The following is a 20,649-nucleotide window of genomic DNA, read 5'->3' on the forward strand; positions in this document are numbered from 1 at the left end:
TCAGGCGATGCCGGACAGGCTGCTGTCGGAGAGTCGCGCGGGCAGGTCCCTGCGCCGCTTGACCTTCAGCTTCCGGTAGATCCGGGTCAGATGCTGCTCGACGGTGCTCACCGTGACGAAGAGCTTGGAGGCTATCTCCCGGTTGGTGTTGCCGTGCGCGGCGAGCAGCGCCACGCGCGCTTCGGCCTCGGTGAGGGCTTCCGTCTCGCGCGGCGGGTCCGGTTCCTCGCCCGTCTGGGCGGGGGCGGCGAGTTCGCCGCCCTCTCCGTGGCTCGGTATCAGCTGCCGGCACAGGGGCTCCGCTCCGCACGCCTTGGCGACGTGCCACGCCTTGCGCACAAGCATCCTGGCCCGGTTGAACTCGCCGAGTGCCCGGTAGCGGCGGCCCAGTTCGCCCAGTGCCACGGCGAGTTGCAGACGGTCCTCGCCGCCCTCAAGGACCTCGACCGCCTCCTTGAGGATCGGCAGTCCGTGCTTGAGGTCGCCGGTGCGTGCCAGCATCAGCAGGAGTGTGCCCCGCAGGGCCTTCCCGCCGGAGCCGCGCCGCAGTTCCTCCTGCGCGAGAGCGCGGGCGCGTTCTTTCTCGCCCAGGGCCAGCCATGCCTCGGCGGCGTCCAGGCGCCACGGCACCAGTTCGGGGTTGTCCATCTTCCACGCCGCCAGCAGCTCACCGCAGGCGACGAAGTCTCCGAGGGCGGCGTGGAACCGGCCGGTGGCGAGGTGGCAGCGGCCCCTCGCCCGCAGATAGTGGAGGCCGGGCAGGGTCTGCAGCAGACCCTCGGGCACCGGCTGTTCCAGCAGGTTCATCGCTTCGTCGTGCCGGCCCATCCCGGTCTCGGCCTGGATGAGTGTGGACAGCGGCAGGGCGATGCCCGGGCCCCAGCTCTGCACCGACATCAGTGACATCGCGGCCCGCGCGTGGTTCGCGGCTCCCGGCAGGTCGCCCCGGCGCAGGTCGATCTCCCCCCGTACGCCGGACAGCAGTCCCTGCCAGGCGGGGACCCGACGCGCGGCGCACTCGCTGAGGAGCCGTTCGCACCAGGAGAGCGCGAGATCCAGCCGGCCGGCGTAGATGAGGGACATCAGCGCGAAGGCCAGCGGCTGAAGGGTGTTGTCACTGAGGTGGTAGCGCTGGAGGACCCGCTCGGCCTCCTCGACGGCCTTGTCGGCCGGGCCGTCGCCCAGGGCGGTGGCGAGCGCGCCGGCCGTCTGCGCGTAGGCGTCGCCGGCCGTGCCGGACCGGCCGTCGCCGCGCCCCGGCGCGGTGGGGGCCCCGGCGGACGGTATACGTGCGCGCAGCGGCGGGCTGAGTACGGACAGCCACCGGGCGGCGCCCAGGGCGGCGGTCTCCTCGGCGGTGCCGGTGGGTGTCTCGGACCGGACGAGGCCGGTGACGGCGTCGGCGGCCGTGTCCAGCCGTCCCGACCAGGAGAGGTAGGACACGGCTGTCGGCAGGTCGCGTGCGGAGAGACGGCCCACCGTCAGTTCGGTGGCGAGCTGCGCCAGATGCCCCTCGGCCGCCGCGGGGCTGAGACGCCAGACGATGCCGACGAACCGGGCCTTGACCGCGGCGCGCGGCGGGCCCTCTCCGCAGGCGTCGTGGGCGAGTTCCAGGCAGCGCAGGGCGAATTCCAGGTCGTCCTCGACCACGGCGTACTCGGCCGCTTCGCGCAGCACAGGCACCGTCCAGCGGTCGGCGTCCCCGCGGGCCGCAACCAGGTGCCGGGCGACCTCCAGCGCGGTGGAGCCCTCGCCGTGGAGCAGCAGGGCGGCCCGGCGGTGCAGGGCCGACAGGCTCTCCTGCGGCGCGGCTTCGAGGACCGCGGTCCTGGCGGCGGATTCGCGGAACTCGCCGTCGTGCAGCACACCGCACTGGAGGAGATCCTGGACGCCCTGTTCGACCGTGGGGACGGCGAGGTCGAGGAGCCGGCCGAGGAGTCGGGTGGAGTGGGCGTCACCGAGGACGGCGGCGCCGCGCGCGATCAGCAGGACATCGGGCTCGCCGCGGTGCAGACAGCCGAGGACCGCCTGGGCGAACGCCTCCGCCGGGCGGAGCCGCTGGAAGACTTCGTCGCACTCGCCGTCGGCCCGCCGGTCCTCCAGGAGCGCGCGCAGCAGCAGCGGATTGCCGCCGGTGGCCCCTTGGCAGTACGGCACCAGGCGGGCGGCGGTCGCGGTCCTGAACTGTTCGGACAGCAGACGGGCGGTGCCCGCCTCGGAGAGCATGTGCAGCCGGATCCGGCTGCACCGGGGCTGGCGCAGCAGTTCGGCATAGAAGATCTGGTGTTCCCGGCTCATCCTCGTCGACTCGGTGAGGACGACAAGAATCTTCGCCTGTCTGACGCGGCGGGCGAGGTGGAGGACGAACTGGAGGGAGTACTCGTCGGCGCACTGGATGTCGTCGACCGCGACGACGAGGGTGCGTTCCTTTGCCAACTGGAGGAGGACGGAGCAGACATGGGACATGACGCCGACCGGGGCGGGGCCGGTGTTCTTCGGGCCGTCGGTGTCGAGGAATTCGAGGGCCCGGGTGCGGTCGTCCGGGGACAGGCCCGCACTGTCCAGGATCTTCCGCAGGATCCCGAAGGGCAGATCGCGTTCCGCGCGGGATCCGGTCGCTTCGAGCACCAGGGCACCGGAGTCGATGGCCTGCTCCGTGAAGCGGTTGAGGAGCTCACTCTTCCCGCTCGCCACCGCACCACTGACGAGGGCCAGCCGGCCCCCGCCCTGAGCGGTCCTGTGCAACAGGTCGTTCAGTTCAGCCAGGTGACTTTCGCGCTCAATCAGATGTACTGGCAAAACAACCTTCCCCCCGCGCATGTCGGACGGAACACCAGAATTAACTCCGGTGTCGAGCACCGCGCTGTTTGCGATTTCTGGGACCAGTCAGGGGTGACGAACAGTTCAGCCCGAAATCCCTTCGGACACGATCTTAATGATCTTCTCTTGATGAGCAGCCAAGTAGAAATGGCCGCCCGGGAAAGTGTGGATGTCGAACGCATCACTGGTGTGCCCCCGCCACGCTTCGGCTTCTTCCGGGCTGGTCTTCGGGTCGTCATCACCGGTGAGCACGGTGATGGGGGCGCGCACGATCGCCGAGAGTTCGGCACGGTATGTCTCGATCGCGGTGTAATCACTGCGGATCGCGGGCATCACCATCCGCAGGATCTCCTCGTTTCCGAGGATCTGCGGATTCGTACCGCTGAGGAGACGCATTTCGGCGACAATGCCGTCGTCGTCCCGCTTGTGCACATTTTCGTCGCGGTAACTCGACGGGGCCCTGCGGCCGGACGCGAATATACGGACCGGGGAGTATCCCGGGTCCTTTTCAAGGCGCCGGGTGACCTCGAACGCAAGCACCGCACCCATGCTGTGACCGAAGAACGCGGTCGGCAGGTCGAGCCAGGGCCTCAGCTCCGCGGCGATGATGTCCGCATATTCGGCGATGGTGTCGATCCGCCTGTCCTGACGGCGGTCCTGTCGGCCCGGGTACTGCAGGGAAAGGACATCGACGCCCGGCGAGAGCTTCTGGGACATCGGGAAATAGAAGGGCGCCGAACCACCGGCGTGCGGAAAGCAGACGAGTCGCACTCGGGCTTCTTCCGACGGATGGAACCGACGTATCCAGTTGCTGTTTTCGCGCTGTTCACCCACTGGTTGAATTACTTCCCCTCAAGACCCCGTACAACTGCCTGTCCACATCCGGTCATCCATGATCGCTGCTGATCGCGTCATGTTTAGCACAGCCGATGAAGCAGGGGGTACCCCTACTCACGCCAGGCCCAGCCGCCCAGGGGCGTCCTGTGGAATTCGCCCTCATGAAGCAACGGAACGGTTTATCCAGACGCGAAAACCTTTGCACTGCTTTTACCTGAAGCCCTTGCCCTCCCGCCCACCACCAAACACGCGGTGCACCGGAAGGACGGCGGCGGCCGCACCGTGATTCTACGCGCGATGCGCACCGGATCCGCCCCGATTGCCACCAATCCGATGACCGACCGGTAAGTTTCCTGGGCCCGGAGAATTTACAAAGCGGCAATCAGCCGCCTGGCCCACATTACGAAAGAGGCCGCAAAGACAGTTCACCGGCCGCCTTCCCGTACGGTCCCGGGGCAGACATCCCTATTGCCGCAGTCCGTGCAATTACCGTCCCGTTGACGGGATTCCTCCTGATCGTCCGTAGGATCCGCCCGGCAGCCCGCTTCCGAGGGCCGCGGGGTGCCGCCGTGCGGTCCTGGCCGACGGCGTCCGACCGGGAGGTGGCCGCCGGTACGGCCGACGGGGTCAGTACCGTGAAACAGCACGTCATGTCCGTCCGATCGTCCTCACCATCAGCCAGCACCAGGACCTGCCGGTCAGTTGGGAATCCGATGCCCCCCGTACCACCCGAACAGCCCGTGTCCGCCGGGCAAGGAACATCCGGCGGTCGTCTGCTCGCCGTCAGCGACCTGCATGTCGGCATGGCCGACAACCGGCCGATCACCGAATCCCTGCGCCCCGGCGGCGACGAGGACTGGCTGATCGTCGCGGGCGACGTCGGTGAACTGACCGCCGACATCGAGTGGGCGCTGCGCCTGCTCACCGAACGGTTCGCCAAGGTCGTGTGGGCGCCGGGCAACCACGAACTGTGGTCGCCCCGTGAGGACACGGTCCAGTTCCGGGGCGAGCGGCGTTACCGGCATCTCGTGGAGCTGTGCCGTGGGCTGGGCGTCGTCACCCCCGAGGACCCCTACCCCGTGTGGCACGGTCCCGGTGGCCCGGTCGCGGTGGCGCCGCTGTTCATCGGCTACGACTACAGCTTCCTCACGCCCGGCACGACCACGAAGGAGGAGTCACTCGCCAAGGCGCACGAGGCGGGTGTCGTCTGCACCGACGAGTATCTGCTGCACCCCGACCCGTACCCGACCCGGGACGCCTGGTGCCGGGCGCGGGTCGCCGAGACCGAGCGGCGGCTCGCCGCACACGATCCGGCCGTCCCGCTGGTACTGGTCAACCACTATCCGCTGGTGCGCACCCCCATGGACGTCCTGTGGCACCCGGAGTTCGCGCAGTGGTGCGGCACCGAACTGACCGCGGACTGGCATCTGCGCTTCAACACCGCGGCGATGGTCTACGGACATCTGCACATCCCCAGGACCACCTGGTACGACGGCATCCGCTTCGAGGAGGTCTCGATCGGCTATCCGCGCGAGTGGCGGCGCCGGGGCCATCCGCGCGGTCTGCTGCGGCAGATCCTGCCGTATGTGCCGGAGGCGGGACGGACCACCGGGGCCCCGTCCGCCGGGTCCCGCGCCGGAAAGGCGGGTCTGGCGTGATCGCGGATCTGCTGCCGGCGGCGGCCGCCTGCGCCGAGGCGTTCGAGGACAGCGGTGAGGACACCCTCTTCCCCGAGGAGCGGGCCCTGCTCGGCAGGTCGGTGGAGAAGCGGCGGCGCGAGTTCACGACCGTACGGGCCTGCGCGCGCCGGGCGCTGGCGGAACTCGGTCTGCCGCCCGCGCCGGTGCTGCCCGGGGTGCGCAACGCACCGCGGTGGCCCGACGGAGTGGTCGGCAGCATGACGCACTGCGACGGCTACCGCGCCGCGGTGCTGGCGCGCTCGGCGGATCTGCTCTCCCTGGGCATCGACGCCGAGCCCGACCTGCCGCTGCCCGGCGGGGTGCGGGAGACCATCGCGCTGCCGGCGGAGCAGGAGTGGCTGCGGCGTGCCGGCGTTCGCCGGGAGCCCGGCCCCGCGCACTGGGACCGGCTGTTGTTCAGCGCCAAGGAAGCCGTATACAAGACGTGGTATCCGATGATGCGCACGGAACTGGATTTCGGTGATGCCGAGATCACCTTCGGGGTGGACGCACTCCCGGCGCCGGCGGCGAGCACCACCGGCACCTTCCACGCCAGACTCCTGCGTCCGGCGCGCGGACCGCACGGCCGGGACGTCACCGCGTTCACCGGTCGCTGGGCGGCCGGGCGGGGGCTACTCGTCACCGCGATCGCGTACCCCGCCCTCTCGCCCTCCGTGCCGAGGGCCGCGACCGGGAGTCCCCACCCCGTCTGACCGGAGACCGGTTGTCCAGGGTGGATAGGGGTTGTCCGGGCGATCCCCGAAAAATAGCGTGATCCGGGCGTCGGCACGAGGAGCCTGGCTCCGCCTCGCCGGGAACCCCCGATGTCGCGACACCGCTGCCGACTCGGCCCGAGAGGTTCCCCTGATGACGTCAGCCACCCTGCCTCCGATAACGATGCTCGTGCCTGACTTCCCGTTCTCCTACGAGAGATGGCTGCGCCATCCGGCCGGACTGGGCACGCTGCCGCCGGACAGGGCCGGTACCCCTGTCGCGGTGGTCGGCGGCGGGATAGCGGGGCTCACCGCCGCGTACGAACTGATGCGGCTGGGACTGCGGCCCGTCGTCTACGAGGCGGAACAGCTCGGCGGCCGGATGCGGTCCATTCCCTTTCCCGGCCACCCCGACTGTGTGGCGGAGATGGGAGCCATGCGCTTTCCCGTCTCCGCCCGCGCGCTGTTCCACTACATCGACACACTCGGTCTGCGGACGCGTCCCTTCCCCAACCCGCTCGCGCCGAGCACCCCCAGCACCCTTATCGACCTGGGCGGCACCGCGGTCCGGGGACGCACCCCCGAGGATCTGCCCGGTGTCTACCAGGAGGTCGCCGACGCCTGGGACAAGGCGCTGCAGGAGCGGGCCGAGCTGTCGACCATGAAGGAGGCCATCCGGCGGCGTGACATCGAGACCCTCAAGTCCGTCTGGAACCGGCTGGTCCGGGAGTACGACGACCAGTCCTTCTACGGATTCCTCGCCACCACACCCGCCTTCCGGTCGTTCCGGCAGCGTGAGATCTTCGGCCAGGTGGGCTTCGGCACCGGCGGCTGGGACACCGACTTTCCCAACTCGGTCCTGGAGATCCTGCGCGTCGTCTTCACCGAGGCCGACGACAACCACGTCAGCATCGTCGGCGGCTCGCAGCAGGTGCCGCGCGGGCTGTGGCAGCACGCACCCGAGACCATCGCGCACTGGCCGGCCGGTACCTCCCTCGCCTCGCTGCACGGCGGGACCACCCGGCCCGCTGTGACCCGGCTGCGGCGTACCGGCGGCGGTATCCGTGTCGAGGACGGGAACGGCGGGAGCGAGGAGTTTCCCGCGGTCGTCTTCAGCCCGCATGTGTGGACACTGCTGAGCCGGGTCGACTGCGATCCGGTGCTGCTGCCGTCGTCACACTGGACCGCGGTCGAACGGACCCACTACATGGGCGCCTCGAAGCTGTTCGTGCTGACGGACCGGCCGTTCTGGCGGGACCCAGATCCCGTCACCGGCCACGACACCATGGCCATGACGCTCACCGACCGGATGCCGCGCGGTGTCTACCTCTTCGACGACGGCCCCGACCGGCCGGGTGTGATGTGCCTGTCGTACACCTGGAACGACGACTCGCTGAAGTTCGCCACCCTCTCCACCCGGGAGCGCCTGGAGGTGCTGCTCACCAGGCTCGCCGCCATCTACCCCGGTGTCGACATCCGTTCACACATCGTGGGTGACCCGCTGACCGTCACCTGGGAGACCGAGCCACGCTTCATGGGCGCCTTCAAGTCGAACCTGCCGGGCCAATACCGTTACCAGAGACGGCTGTTCACCCAGTTCATGCAGGAGCGGACGGACGAGCGGCACCGCGGCTTCTTTCTCTGCGGGGACGATGTCTCCTGGACGGCGGGCTTCGCGGAGGGGGCGGTGAGTACCGCGCTGAACGCCGTGTGGGGTGTGCTCGACCGGCTGGGCGGGGCGACGCATCCGGACAACCCCGGACCGGGCGACGTGTTCCACTCGCTCGCCCCGGTGGAGCTGCCGTACGAGTGAGGTGTTGCGCCCCATCGGGACACGAGGCGGGGGTGGCGACGGAGTTCCGTCGCCACCCCCGCTCACTCTCGCTACGCCTCGGCGGCGAGCTTCTCCATGGCGCGCTTGTCCGGCTTGCCATTGCGGTTGAGCGGGAAGCTGTCCAGCACCACGACCCGGTTGGGCTGTTCGTACTCCGGCAGGGCGTCGGCCAGCAGATCGCGCCAGTGCTGTGCCGCCCGCCGCTGCTCGTCCTCGACGAAGAAGACCAGTTGGGCGCCGCGCCGTTCGTCCGGGAGCGGGACGATGCGGACGGAGCAGACGGCGGCGGCCTTCCGTTCGATGAGTTCTGGGTACAGCGTGTACCCCATGCGGTTGACGGCGAACTTCCGGCCGAGGACGAACAGGTTGTTGTTGTCGTCCAGATGGCCGAGGTCGCCGGTGCGCCGCCAGCCCGCCGGGGACGGCAGGACCGTGCCGTCCTCGGCCAGGTGGCCTTCGAGCGCGTCGGGGGTGTCGACTTCGATCTCGCCGGCCTCGCCCGGTGGCACCGGCAGGCCGTCCTCGTCGACGATCCGCAGGGTGATGCCCTCCATGGCCCGGCCGCAGGAGACGGGGTTGTCGAGGGTGGCGAAGGCGACATTGCCCAGCTCGGTGCTGCCGTAGCTGTCCAGCAGTGGCAGGCCGAACTCCTCGGTGTACCGCTCGGCGAGCGGCGCGTCGAGCGGGGCCGCCCCCGCGCAGAACATCCTGACTCGGGCGAGGTCCGCACGGAGTGCGGGCTTCCTGCCGACGAGGTTGAGGATGCTCCGGTAGCTCGACGGTGTCGCGTCGATCACCGTCGCGCCCGTCCGTCCGGCCATCCGCACCGCGCGGTCCAGTCTCTTGTACGGGGCGATCACCAGGGAGCAACGGGCCAGCCAGGCGATCAGCACCATGGAGAGGCCGTACTGGTGGGCGAAGGGCAGCAGTGGCATCAGGACGTCGTCCGAACGGTGGCCCACCTGGGCGGCGTTGCGCTCCAGGTTCTTGAGGAACTTGCGTCCCGATTTGACAACGCCCTTGGGCGTGCCGGTGGAGCCGGAGGTCCACATGATCAGGCCGTCGGGGAGGTCGCCCCAGCCGTCGAAGGACAGGGCCCTTTCGCCGGGGGCGAGTTCACGGCCGGCGGCGGAGACCATCAGCTCGTAGAGGTTGATGGAGTTCGCCTCGGCGTCGATGGGCGCGTCGTCGTCGACGAACGCGACCTTGGCGCCGGTCCGCACTCCGATACGGCGGGTCTCGTCGACATGTTCCTGCTGGTCGATGAGGACGATGGAGGCGCCCACATGCATCAGGGCGAACAGTGTGGCGACATAGCCGGCGGAGTTGCCGGCCTTGAGGATGACGCGCTCGCCGGGTCCCACTCCCTGCTCGCGGATCACGGCGGCGAGCCGCAGGGCGTCCTGCTCGAAGTCGGCGAGGGACTGTACCGAGTCGACAGCAAAGATCTTCGCAGTCATCGGTCGTACGTTCCTTTTCTCTGTGGGGTACGGGAGACCCGGGGCTGTCCGGCCCCCGAGACCTGTCTGTCCGGCGTTCTGCACTCTCACGGGCCGGGGTGCGCCCCGCGGTGCCGTCCCGTACGTCCGTAGGGGGACGGTGCCGCCGCACGGGTGCGGCGCCGGTGGCGCGGGCCGGTTCGCTGAGATCCGCCGGACGGGTCTCAGACCCCCTTGTCGTCGGTGCCTGCCTCCCCTTCGGTGTCGGGGCCGGAGAGCGAGAGCAGTTGGTCGTGGACGAGGTTGACGACCTCTCGTCTGCTGGAGGCGAGATAGCCGTCGCGGGAGCCGGGAAAGACCTCAAGGTCGAACCGGCCGCTTGTGCACCGCCGCCAGGCCCGTACTCCGCGCAGCGGCACCTGCGGGTCGCGGTCACCGGCGAGGGCGGCGATACGGCAGCAGAGCGTCGGCGGGCCGAGCGTGGGGCCGGCCCCGTGGGCGGTGCTGCCGGAGACGAACAGGGTGAGCAGTGCGGTCTGCGTCTCCCGTTCGAGGCGTTCGGCGACGCGGAAGGCGAGATAGGCACCGGCGCGGTGGCCGAAGAGCGCGAAGGGACGGTCGGTCCACTCGCCGAGCGCGTCGAAGATCCTGTCGGCCAGTTCCGGGTGGTACGTGATCTCCCTGTCGCCGTCCTCGCCATGGCCGGGCGGGTACTGGATCGCCAGGACCTCGACGGTCGGCAGCAGCAGCTCCGACAGGGAGAGGTAGTAGGACGTGGAACTCGTCGCCTCGGGGAAGCAGATCAGCCGGAAACTGCTGGGCGTCGCCGGTTCCAGGATTCGTATGATCCCGATGTCGTCGGGCTCGGGCTTGCTCACGGGGGCACTCCCTGCCATGCCTGTGGGGGGATCGTTGCGGGCGTGCCGGGGAACGTGACCACGCCGGTCCGGCCGCCGTCACCGACCGGGCCGGTCCGGTTCGCCGGCGGCGGCATTTCCCGGAGAGCACCAGAGAGCGAATCCTTTCCCCGTCGGCGCCCACTGCCAAGGCATCGCACTCCGTGAATGAGAATTCACGTCGCGCTCGCACCGCGAGGGTATGATTCCTTTTCCACGGGCCACAACCCCTAACGTCTGCCCCGTCATCCCCTGCGGGCGCACAACGACCGTTAAGGCGCCCGGCCGCCCCGCCGGAAGGCGGGCCCCTATGACCCCCTAGTCTCCCCTGACTTTCTCCGCGTCTCCCCTACTCCCGCCGCAGGCCACGGCGGCCGGCCGGCCGCGCGTGTTAGAAAAGGCGAGCATTCTTTCCGTGTCCCATTGGAATCGGCGCACGACAGCGCAGCGGGTCGCCTGTACCGGCTCCGTTCGGCACTGTGCTGCCGTTCTCGTGTTCCGTCTGATCAACAGGCCACTATGAACACAACACGTCCCACGGAATTCGCCGTCGTTGTCGACGGTCTGGTCAAGCGGTATCCCGGCCGGGAGACTCCGGCCGTCGACGGCCTCAGTTTCACCGTGCCCCACGGAGAGGTCTTCGGGTTCCTCGGGCCCAACGGCGCGGGCAAGACGACGACGCTGGGTGTGCTGACGACCCGGGTCCGCCCGACCGGCGGGAAGGCGTTCGTGCAGGGCGTCGACGTGGTGGCCAGGCCCGCCCTCGCCCGCCAGTCGTTCGCCGTCGTACCGCAGCGCAACAACCTCGACCGCTCCCTGACGATCCGTCAGAATCTCACCTTCCACGCGGGATACCACGGGCTGTCGCGCGCGGACCGCAACCGGCTGGCCGACGAGACCCTGGAGTGGATCGGGCTGGCCGATCACCGGAAGGCCCGCGCCGACCAGGTGTCCGGCGGTCAGGCCCAGCGCGTGATGATCGGTCGCGCGCTGATGCACCGGCCCCGCGTGCTGTTCCTCGACGAGCCGACCACCGGACTCGACCCGCAGTCCCAGCTCTTCCTGCACGAGCGCGTCGCCGATCTGAGCGGGCGCGGTGTGACCGTGGTCATCACCACGCACAACATGGAGGAGGCCGCGAAGCTCTGCGACCGGGTCGGCATCGTCGACCACGGCAAGCTGCTCGCTCTCGACTCCCCGCGGAATCTGGTGGAGTCGATCAGCAACACGACGCTGACCCTGACGGTGACACCGCCCGGCAGCGGCATCGAGAACGTGGTCGCGGCCCTGCGCGGCCTCGCGCTCGTCGAGCGGGTCGAGATCCTGCGGAAGTCCGACGAGGACGGCGACAACGTGCCTCCGGACGGCGGGAGTTCCCCCGGGGCCGCGGTGCGGCTGCGGGTCTACAGCGACGCCGACTCCGCGGCGATCCTGCCCGCCGCGATCAAGATCGCGGCCGACGCCCACTGCGACATCAATGACCTGCGCGTCGGCCGGGCGAGCCTGGAAGACGTCTTTGTCGAGCTGACCGGGAAAGAGCTTCGATGACCACCTCCGCGCCCGCCGCCGCCACGGCTCCCCCGGGTCAGCAGGAACCGCAGGACGCGCCCATCCAGGACTCCGTGCCGGCCCTCTGGCGGACGTTCTTCTTCATTCTCTGGCGCGACATCTTCGTCACCGGCCGCGAGCTGGCTCCGTTCCTCGGGCAGGTCCTCGTCGAGCCCTTCTTCATCCTCTTCGTCTTCGGCAAGGTGCTCGGCGAACTGGGCTACACGACGCCCGGTTTCGAGCAGGTCCTGCTGCCGGGTGTGGTCGCCCTCAGCAGCTTCCTCGTCAGCCTCCAGAACACCGCGCTCCCGCTGGCCATCGACTTCTCCTGGACGAAGGAGATCGAGGACCGGCTGCTCGCGCCCGTGCCCACCGCCCTGGTCGCGGTGGAGAAGGTCGTCTTCGGCGCCATCCGCGGCCTGATCGGCTCGCTGCTGATGATCCCCATCGGTCTGCTGCTGCTCGACAATGTCTCCTGGCCGCTGCACACACTGCCGGAGACCGTCGGGGTCCTCGCCCTCGGCGGAGTGGCCGGCGGCGCCGTCGGCCTGACGATCGGCACGCTGGCGCCCGCCCGTCACATCAGCATCGTCTTCGCCATGACACTGACCCCGATCATGTTCACCGGGGCGACGCAGTTCCCGTGGCGAAGCCTGTCGGACATCCGCTGGTTCCAGATCCTCTGCGCGTTCAACCCGCTCACCTATGTGAGCGAGGCCATGCGTGGACTGCTGACACAGCCCACGGGTCCCGGCTCCATCCCGCTGTACATCTGCGTCATCGCCATCGGCGCGGCCACCCTGCTGTTCGGATTCATCGGGGTACGGGGCTTCTACCGCAGGGCGCTGGACTGACGTGACAGTCCGAACACACGAGAACGGCTCTCGACCATGACGCCACGCGAACAAGCGGGCACCGCGATCGTCTTCCCGGGCATGGGACCTTCCCAATTCTCCGAAGTAGGCCGGTTCCTGCTCCTCGACCCCTATGCGCGCAAACGCCTCGCCGAGGCCGACAAGGCTCTCGGCATGTCCGTCTTCGACGGTCTTCGGGATTCCCAGGAGGACGACTACTCCGAGTCCACGCAGATCGCTTTCCTGGTCAATTCGATGGCGGCGGCGGACCGGGCCGAGGACACGCTCGGAATCCGCCCCGACTTCTGTGTCGGGCCGAGCTTCGGCCAGAAGGCGGCAGCCGCCTATGCCGGCTGTCTGCCCTTCGCCGATGTCGTCCGGCTCACCGCGGAGATGGCCCGCGCGGAACACGCGTACTTCACCGAGGAGTACCAGGACGCGGTCACGCACACCTTCGTACGGACACCGGAAGAGAAACTGCGGCCCATTCTCGCCGAATTCGACGAGCGGGGTGCCTGGTACGACTTCTCGGGCCATCTTGACGACGGTTTCACCATGCTGTCCGTGCACGAACCGGATCTGGACGGCCTCAAGCGGTCCATCAGCGAGGCGGGCGGCTACTCCATGTACACCATGGTCCCGGCCGTGCACGCCCCCGCCTTCACGGGCCTGCGGCGGCGGGTCGCCGAGGAGATCCTTCCGAAGTACAACCTCGCCGACCCCGAGCTGCCCGTCGTCACCGATCAGGACGGTACGGTCATCAAGACGGCCGACGAGATGCGGACCATGCTGCTGGACACCTTCGACCGGCCGATCCACTGGCCCCGTGTGGTCTCCACGCTGAAGGAGTCCGGGGTGGCGAAGCTCTGCATCACGGGCCCCGACAACCTCTTCCACCGGCTGGACCGCACAAAGGCCAGCTTCGAGGTCGTACGCGTGGGGCCGGGCAAGCGATCACGCGGGCCCCGTCCGCGCTGAACCTCGCACACACCGAACGCCGGGCATCCCACACGGGTGTCCGGCGTTCGGCGTCCGTCATCCGTGGTCCAGTGGCCGCCCCGGCGGGACGACCGGGAGCGCGGACGACAAGAAAGCGGGGCGGCCGGTCGGCCGCCCCCGCTCCCTCAGGTACTCAGCCGTTGCCGGGGCCGTGGTCGCGTTGTGCGGACAGCCAGCTCTCGACCGTCCGCGCCGTCGTCCCGGCGTGCTCCTCCATCATCGTGAAGTGGTTGCCGGGGACGTCGAGGGCCGTGTGCGGGAGGTCCCAGTACGAGCGCCAGTCACCGTCCCGCGACCAGTCGAAGAGCCGCTCCCCGGCACGCACCAGCAGGGTCGGCGCCTTGATCTCCTTGGGCCTCCAGCCGCCGAACAGCCGGAAGTACGCGCCCATCGCGAGCAGCCGGCTGTCGTCCACCGGTACATAGCTCTCGCGCCGCTCGTCCATGCCTCCGCTCAGTCCCGGCTGGAGAGCCAGAGCGGCATCCTGGTCGTGCGAGTAGATGTCGAGCAGGAGAACGGCCTCCGGGAAGACCCCGGCAGACTCCAGCCGGGCCGCGACCTCATGGGCGAGCATGCCGCCGGAGGAGTGCCCCAGGAGGACGAACGGGGCTCCGTCGGTCTCCCGCAGCACGCTCTCCGTCTGCGCCTCGACCACGGCTTCCGGGTGTGCGGGCACCTGCTCGCCGGCGAGGAACCCGGGAGCGGCGAGGGCCCGCACATCGCGGTGTCCACGGAATCCGGCGGCGAACCGCGCGTACTGGTGCGGACCCGAGATGGACAGGATCGACGAGAAGCAGATCAGCGCCGGCCGGGTCGCACCCCGGGACAGCCGCACAACAGCCGGTGCCTTGCGGAGCTCGGCCGTACTGGCGAACGAGGGCCTGAAGCGGGAGACATCCATCAGCAGACGCATGAAGTCCTCGCCCCGGCCGGTGGCCGCGGCCTCCCGCTGCATCGTCGTGAATACCGTCGACGACGTGCCGTCGCCGTCCGCGCTCCCCCCGGCCGCCGTACCGGACGCGGTGTCGGCGGTATCGACGGAGGCGGCGGGCGCCACGGTGTCCGCCAGCTTCAACCGGAGCTGCTCGGCGACAAGGGCCGGTGTCGGATGGTCGAACAGCAGGGTCGCGGGGAGCCGCAGGCCACTGGCGACATTGAGCCGGTTGCGCAGCTCGACGGCCGTCAGCGAATCAACACCGAGTTCGAGGAACTCACGGTCGACACCGACATCCGCCGGCGACGGATAGTCCAGTACCACGGCGGTCTGGGTACACACCAGTTCCAGCAGGACCCTCGTCTGCGCGTCCGCGTCCAGCCCCTCAAGCCGCCGCGCCAGCGTCGGCCCTTCCCCGGCCTGACCTGCCACGGCCGCCCGGCGCCTGGGCCCGGTGCCGCGGACGAGGCCGTGGAAGATCCGGGGCAGCGCGCCCGCCGTGGCCTGCGCGCGCAGCGGCGCGAGATCGAGACGGGTCGGTACGAGCACGGGCTCGCCCTGGATGTCCCAGGCGGTGTCGAACAGCGCCAGGCCCTCCCTCGATGTCAGTGGACTCATGCCGGAGCGTGCCATCCGCTGGACGTCGGCCTCGGCCAGATCCCCGGTCATGGCGCTGCGCTGCTCCCACATGCCCCACGCCAGCGAGAGCGCGGGCAGGCCCGCCGCCGTCCGCCGCTGGGCCAGAGCGTCGAGGAAGACATTCGCGGCGGCGTAGTTGCCCTGTCCCGGAGCGCCGAAGATTCCTGCGGCGGAGGAGAACAGGACGAATGCCGCGAGGCCGGTACCGGCGGTCAGCTCATGGAGATTCCACGCCGCGTCCACCTTCGGCCGGAACACGGTGTCGAGCCGGTCCGGGGTGAGCGCGGTGACCAGCCCGTCGTCGAGCACACCCGCGGTGTGCAGGACGGCGGTCAGCGGATGCGCCTGCGGGATGCCGGCGAGAAGCCGCGACAGCGCGTCCCGGTCGGCCGCGTCGCACGCTGCCACACGGACCTCCGCGCCCATGCCGGTCAGTTCGGCGACAAGCTCCTGGGCACCGTCGGCCCGGTCACCTCGGCGGCTGGTGAGCAGCAGCCGGCGTACGCCGTGTCGAGCGACAAGGTGCCGGGCGAGCAGTCCGCCGAGGACCCCGGTGGCGCCGGTGATGAGCACGGTGCCCTCGGGATCGAGGCGGGGTGTGTCGGGGAGGTGTGTGTCGAGGAGGTGTGTGTCGAGGAGGTGTGTGTCGACGGCATCGGCGTCCTCGGCCCCGGGATGTGCCGTGGTGTGGTCCGGCCGGGCGACCTCGACTCGCGCCAGGCGCGGCACGTACAGAGCGCCCTCGCGCAGGGCGATCTGCGGCTCGCCGCTCGCCACGGCCGCCGGGAGGGCTCGGGCCGAGGCGTCCGTGCCGTCGAGATCGAGCAGCAGGAACCGGTCGGGATTCTCGGTCTGCGCCGTCCGCACCAGACCCCACACCGGCGTCCGCGCGAGGTCTTCCACCGTCTCGTCGCCGGGGCGGGCGGATACGGCGCCCCGGGTCACAAAGGCCAGTGTGGTCCCGGCGGGAGTGTCTTCGCCGAGCCAGCCCCTGACGAGTTCCAGCGCGTCATGGGCGGCCAGGCGGGCGTCCCTGGCCAGGTCCTCGGCGGCGGACCGGCCACAGGGCGCGAGCACCACGGCGGGCCGGGGCTTGCCCGAGGCGACGACTCCGGCGAGCGCGGTCAGATCGGCATAGGTCTCATGGCCGATACCGGCCGTGTCGAGCGCGGCGGCCAGCTCCGGGTCCTCCGCGCCGATGACGGCCCACCAGCCGGTCGCGCCCACGGCGGTCCCCGCTGCGGAGCCTGTCGGCAGCGCGGTCCATTCCAGGCGGAACAGCGACTCGTGGTGAGTGGTGTGCGCCGCCGGTAGCTGACCCGAGGCGATCCGCCGCAGGACAAGCGACTCGACGGTCGCGACAGCGGCGCCGGTCTCGTCGGCCGCGGTCAGGGCGACCGCCTCGGGACCGGCGGGCGAGATCCGCACCCGGAGCCCGCCCGCGCCGGCGGCGTGCAGTGTGACACCGCTCCAGGAGAACGGCAGCCGGATCTGCGGGCCATCGGCCGCCCCGTTCTCCGGCGCGTCCAGGAAGCCACCGAGGGCCACGCCGTGCAGGGCGGAGTCCAGCAGCGCGGGGTGCAGGCCGAAGAGCGCGGCGTCCGCACGCGGCCCCTCCGCGAGCGACAGCTCGACAAAGACCTCGTCCTCGCGACGCCAGGCCGCCCTGAGCCCCTGGAAGACCGGACCGTACCTCATTCCGGTGGCGGCGAAGTCGTCGTACAGGCTCTCGACATCGACGGACTCGGCACCCGCCGGAGGCCATACGGCCAGGTCTTCGGCCGGCGGCTGTCCGCCCACGGGGGTGTGGGCCAGGACTCCGGTGGCATTGCGGGTCCAGGGCACCGGATCTCCCGCCGCCGCGTCGGCCAGTCCCTCCGGCCGCGAGTACAGATCGAGTGCCCGGCGCCCGGTCGCGTCGGCCTCGCCGATGGACAGGCGTAGCTGGACACCGCCGTGCTCGGGCAGCAGCAGCGGCGCTTCGAGGGTGAGCTCTTCCAGGTGGTCGCAGTCGACCTCGTCACCGGCGCGGACCGCCAGTTCGACAAAGGCGGTGCCGGGCAGCAGGACGTTTCCGGCGATGGCGTGATCCGCGAGCCAGGGGTGTGTCTGGAGCGAGAGCCGGCCGGTGAAGAGGAAGCCGTCGGAGTCGGGCAGGGCAACGGCCGCACCGAGCAGCGGGTGCCCGACGGTGCCCAGACCGGCGGAGGCCACATCGCCGACGGAGGCGACCGGAGCGTCGATCCAGTAGCGCTCACGTTGGAAGGCGTAGGTGGGGAGTTCGACGCGTCGGGCGCCGGTGCCGGCGAAGTACGCCTCCCAGTCGGGGCTGTGGCCCGCGACCAGCAGCCGGGCCACGGCGACGGTGAGGGCCTCGGCTTCGGGACGGCCCTTGCGCAGCGCCGGTGTCAGCACGGCGGTGGAGGGTTCGGTGCCGGTGAGGCAGTCCTGTGCCATCGCGGACAGCACCCCGTCCGGACCAAGCTCCAGATACGAAGTCACACCCTGCTCTTCAAGAGTCCGGACACCATCAAGGAACCGCACGGCCTCCCGGACATGCCGCACCCAGTACTCCGGGGCGGTGATCTCGTCGGCCGTGGCCACGGTACCGGTCAGATGGGAAACCACCGGAATCGCCGGGGTGTGGTAGGTCAGGCTGCGGGCCACCTTGCGGAAGGCGTCCAGCATCCCGTCCATCAGCGGTGAATGGAACGCGTGGCTCACCGTCAGCCGCTTCGTCTTGCGCCCCTCGGACTCGAAGTGCGCCGCCACCGCCAGAACGGCATCCTTATCGCCGGAGACCACGACGGACGACGGGCCGTTGACGGCGGCGATGCCCACCCGGTCGGTGAGCAGCGGCATCACCTCGTCCTCCGACGCCTGCACCGCCACCATGGCGCCACCACCAGGGAGGCGCTGCATCAGCCGGCCACGCGCCGCCACCAGCAGACAGGCATCCTTCAGCGACAGAACGCCCGCCACATGGGCGGCCGTGATCTCGCCGATCGAGTGCCCGGACAGGAAGTCCGGCCGCAACCCCCACGCCTCCACCAACCGGAACAACGCCACCTCGACCGCGAACAACGCCGGCTGAGTGAACCCCGTCAGATCCAGCAAACCGGCCTCGTCGCCGAACAGGACATCCTTCAGAGGCCGCTCAAGCCTCCCGTCCAGCTCCCCACACACCGCGTCCAACGCCTCCGCGAACACCGGAAACACCTCATACAGCTCACGGCCCATGCCCAGGCGCTGACTGCCCTGCCCCGTGAACAGGAACGCCAGCTTGCCCCGAACAGCACCACCCCGCACCACACCAACACCAGCACCCCCCTCCGCCAACACCGCCAACCGCTCCAAAAACTCCCCACGATCAGCACCCACCACCACCGCACGGTCCTCAAGCACCCCACGCGACGTCGCCAGCGAAAACCCCACATCCCCCACCGACACCCCAGAACCCGCCTCCACAAACGCACGCAACCGACCCGCCTGCGCCCGCAACCCCGCCTCACCACGACCCGACACCACCCACGGCACCACAGGAAGCACCACCGGCCCTGCCGATGTATCCACCCGGGCGACCGTCGTCGTGTTGTCGTTCGCCGTCACGTTGTACGTGGCGTCAGCGCCGTCCGGCGTTTCTACGGCTTCCCATGCCGCGTCGGCGGGGGCTTGTTCGAGGATGGTGTGGGCGTTGGTACCGCTGATACCGAAGGACGACACCGCCGCACGACGCGGCCGGCCATGCTCAGGCCACGGCAGCTCCTCGGTCAACAGCGACACCGCGCCAGCCGCCCAGTCCACATGCGACGTCGGCTCATCCACATGCAACGTCCGCGGCATCACACCATGCCGCATCGCCATCACCATCTTGATGATCCCCGCCACACCCGCAGCCGCCTGCGTATGACCAAAGTTCGACTTCACCGAACCCAGCCACAACGGCCGATCAGCATCCCGATCCTGCCCATACGTCGCCAACAACGCCTGCGCCTCGATCGGATCACCCAGACTCGTCCCCGTACCATGCGCCTCCACCACATCAATATCACCCGGAGCCAACCGCGCATTCGCCAACGCCTGACGAATCACCCGCTGCTGCGACGGACCATTCGGCGCCGTCAAACCATTCGACGCACCATCCTGATTAATCGCACTCCCCCGCACCACCGCCAGCACAGGATGCCCATTCCGACGCGCATCCGAGAGCCGCTCAACGAGCAGCATCCCCGCACCCTCACCCCAGCCCGTACCATCCGCGGCCTCAGCGAACGGCTTGCAACGGCCGTCGGTCGACAGTCCTCGCTGCTTGCTGAAGGCGACAAATGTTCCGGGTGTCGCCATCACCGTCACGCCGCCGGCCAGCGCGAGCTCACATTCACCGTTCCGCAGCGCCTGCACCGCCATATGCAGCGTCACCAACGAAGAAGAACAGGCCGTATCAACGGTGACCGCAGGGCCTTCGAGGCCGTAGACATAACTGACGCGGCCGGATGCGACGCTGCCGGAGCTGGCCGTACCCATAAACCCTTCGAGGCCGTCCGGGTTGCGGTGGAGGAGCGTTCCGTAGTCGTTGTACATGACGCCCGCATAAACGCCGGTCCTGCTGCCCCTCATCGTCGCCGGGTCAATACCGGCACGCTCGAACGCCTCCCAGGACGTTTCGAGCAGCAACCGCTGCTGCGGGTCCATCGCGAGCGCCTCACGCGGCGAGATCCCGAAGAACAGCGGGTCGAAGTGGTGGGCCTCGTGGAGGAATCCGCCGTTCTGGACGTAGCTGGTGCCCTGCTGGTCCGGGTCCTCGTGGTAGAGGCTGTCCATGTCCCAGCCTCGGTCCTGGGGGAATTCGGTGATCGCGTCCTGGCCGCCGAGCACCAGCCGCCACAGATCCTCCGGCGACTCCACACCCCCCGGATAACGACAACTCATCCCCACAATCACAATCGGCTCATCATCACCCACCGCCACCGCGGCAACCGGCACCACATCACCAGCCACCGAACCCAACGCCTCATCACGCAAAAACACGGCAAGCGCCGCAGGCGTCGGATAATCAAACACCAACGTCGCCGGCAACCGCACACCCGTCACAGCACCAAGCCGATTCCGCAACTCCACCGCCGTCAACGAATCAAAACCCACCTCACTGAACGCACGATCCGGATCAACCATCCCCCTCCCCGCAAACCCCAACACCGCAGCAGCCTGCTCACACACCAAATCCACCACCACCCGATCCCGCTCACCCTCCGCAAGACCACCCAACAACCGCGCCAACGAACCCGAACCACCCCCACCACGCACCGCCCGACGAGGAGGCACCCGCACCAACCCCGACAACAACGGAGGCACCATCCCCCCACCACTCACCTGAACACGAAGCGCCCCCAAGTCCAGACGCATCGGAACAAGGACCGCCTCCGCAGAAGAACTCGCCGCATCAAACAGCGCCAGACC

The 20,649-nt window shown here is 69.4% G+C and carries 11 protein-coding genes; 6 read left to right on the forward strand and 5 right to left on the reverse strand.

The window, feature by feature from the left end:
* Entirely contained in the window at positions 1-2,799 is a 2,799-nt protein-coding gene (locus tag ABZ707_RS32260) for an AAA family ATPase (protein ID WP_360182085.1), read from the reverse strand.
* A 105-nt stretch (positions 2,800-2,904) separates the two neighbouring features.
* Complete coding sequence (locus ABZ707_RS32265) at positions 2,905-3,654, reverse strand: alpha/beta fold hydrolase (RefSeq protein ID WP_360182088.1); 750 nt, start codon at positions 3,652-3,654, stop codon at positions 2,905-2,907.
* A 716-nt stretch (positions 3,655-4,370) separates the two neighbouring features.
* On the opposite strand from ABZ707_RS32265, the gene ABZ707_RS32270 reads away from it, so the two are divergent.
* From ABZ707_RS32270 to ABZ707_RS32280, 3 genes are all read left to right on the forward strand, one after another.
* Positions 4,371-5,315, forward strand: a complete 945-nt coding sequence (locus ABZ707_RS32270) for a metallophosphoesterase (protein ID WP_360182091.1) — start codon at positions 4,371-4,373, stop codon at positions 5,313-5,315.
* Positions 5,312-6,049 (forward strand): 4'-phosphopantetheinyl transferase superfamily protein, encoded by a 738-nt coding sequence (locus ABZ707_RS32275; RefSeq protein WP_360182094.1) that lies wholly within the window; start codon positions 5,312-5,314, stop codon positions 6,047-6,049. The genes ABZ707_RS32270 and ABZ707_RS32275 overlap by 4 nt, the downstream gene beginning before the upstream one ends.
* Before the next feature lie 154 nt (positions 6,050-6,203).
* On the forward strand, positions 6,204-7,862 hold the full coding sequence (locus ABZ707_RS32280) for an NAD(P)/FAD-dependent oxidoreductase (RefSeq protein WP_360182097.1): 1,659 nt from the start codon (positions 6,204-6,206) through the stop codon (positions 7,860-7,862).
* A 71-nt stretch (positions 7,863-7,933) separates the two neighbouring features.
* Here ABZ707_RS32280 and ABZ707_RS32285 read toward each other — a convergent pair whose 3' ends face one another.
* Together ABZ707_RS32285 and ABZ707_RS32290 are read right to left on the reverse strand one after the other, a co-directional pair.
* Entirely contained in the window at positions 7,934-9,343 is a 1,410-nt protein-coding gene (locus ABZ707_RS32285; RefSeq protein WP_360182100.1) for a class I adenylate-forming enzyme family protein, read from the reverse strand.
* A gap of 203 nt (positions 9,344-9,546) precedes the next feature.
* Positions 9,547-10,200, reverse strand: a complete 654-nt coding sequence (locus ABZ707_RS32290; protein WP_360182103.1) for a thioesterase domain-containing protein — start codon at positions 10,198-10,200, stop codon at positions 9,547-9,549.
* Between the two features lie 537 nt (positions 10,201-10,737).
* Here ABZ707_RS32290 and ABZ707_RS32295 point away from each other — a divergent pair.
* The 3 genes from ABZ707_RS32295 (at position 10,738) to ABZ707_RS32305 (ending at position 13,598) form a co-directional block, all read left to right on the forward strand.
* Positions 10,738-11,766 (forward strand): ABC transporter ATP-binding protein, encoded by a 1,029-nt coding sequence (locus ABZ707_RS32295; protein WP_360182106.1) that lies wholly within the window; start codon positions 10,738-10,740, stop codon positions 11,764-11,766.
* A complete protein-coding gene (locus ABZ707_RS32300; RefSeq protein WP_360182109.1) occupies positions 11,763-12,620 on the forward strand; it encodes an ABC transporter permease in 858 nt (285 codons plus the stop codon). The genes ABZ707_RS32295 and ABZ707_RS32300 overlap by 4 nt, the downstream gene beginning before the upstream one ends.
* Before the next feature lie 81 nt (positions 12,621-12,701).
* The gene (locus ABZ707_RS32305) at positions 12,702-13,598 is read left to right on the forward strand and encodes an ACP S-malonyltransferase (protein WP_360182112.1); all 897 of its coding nucleotides are present in this window, start codon (positions 12,702-12,704) and stop codon (positions 13,596-13,598) included.
* 154 nt (positions 13,599-13,752) lie between these two features.
* Here ABZ707_RS32305 and ABZ707_RS32310 read toward each other — a convergent pair.
* Positions 13,753-20,649: SDR family NAD(P)-dependent oxidoreductase (locus ABZ707_RS32310; RefSeq protein WP_360182115.1), on the reverse strand; the 6,897-nt coding region annotated here is incomplete at its 5' end.

This window comes from Streptomyces sp. NPDC006923 (genome assembly GCF_040635655.1).
Classification (GTDB): Bacteria; Actinomycetota; Actinomycetes; order Streptomycetales; family Streptomycetaceae; genus Streptomyces.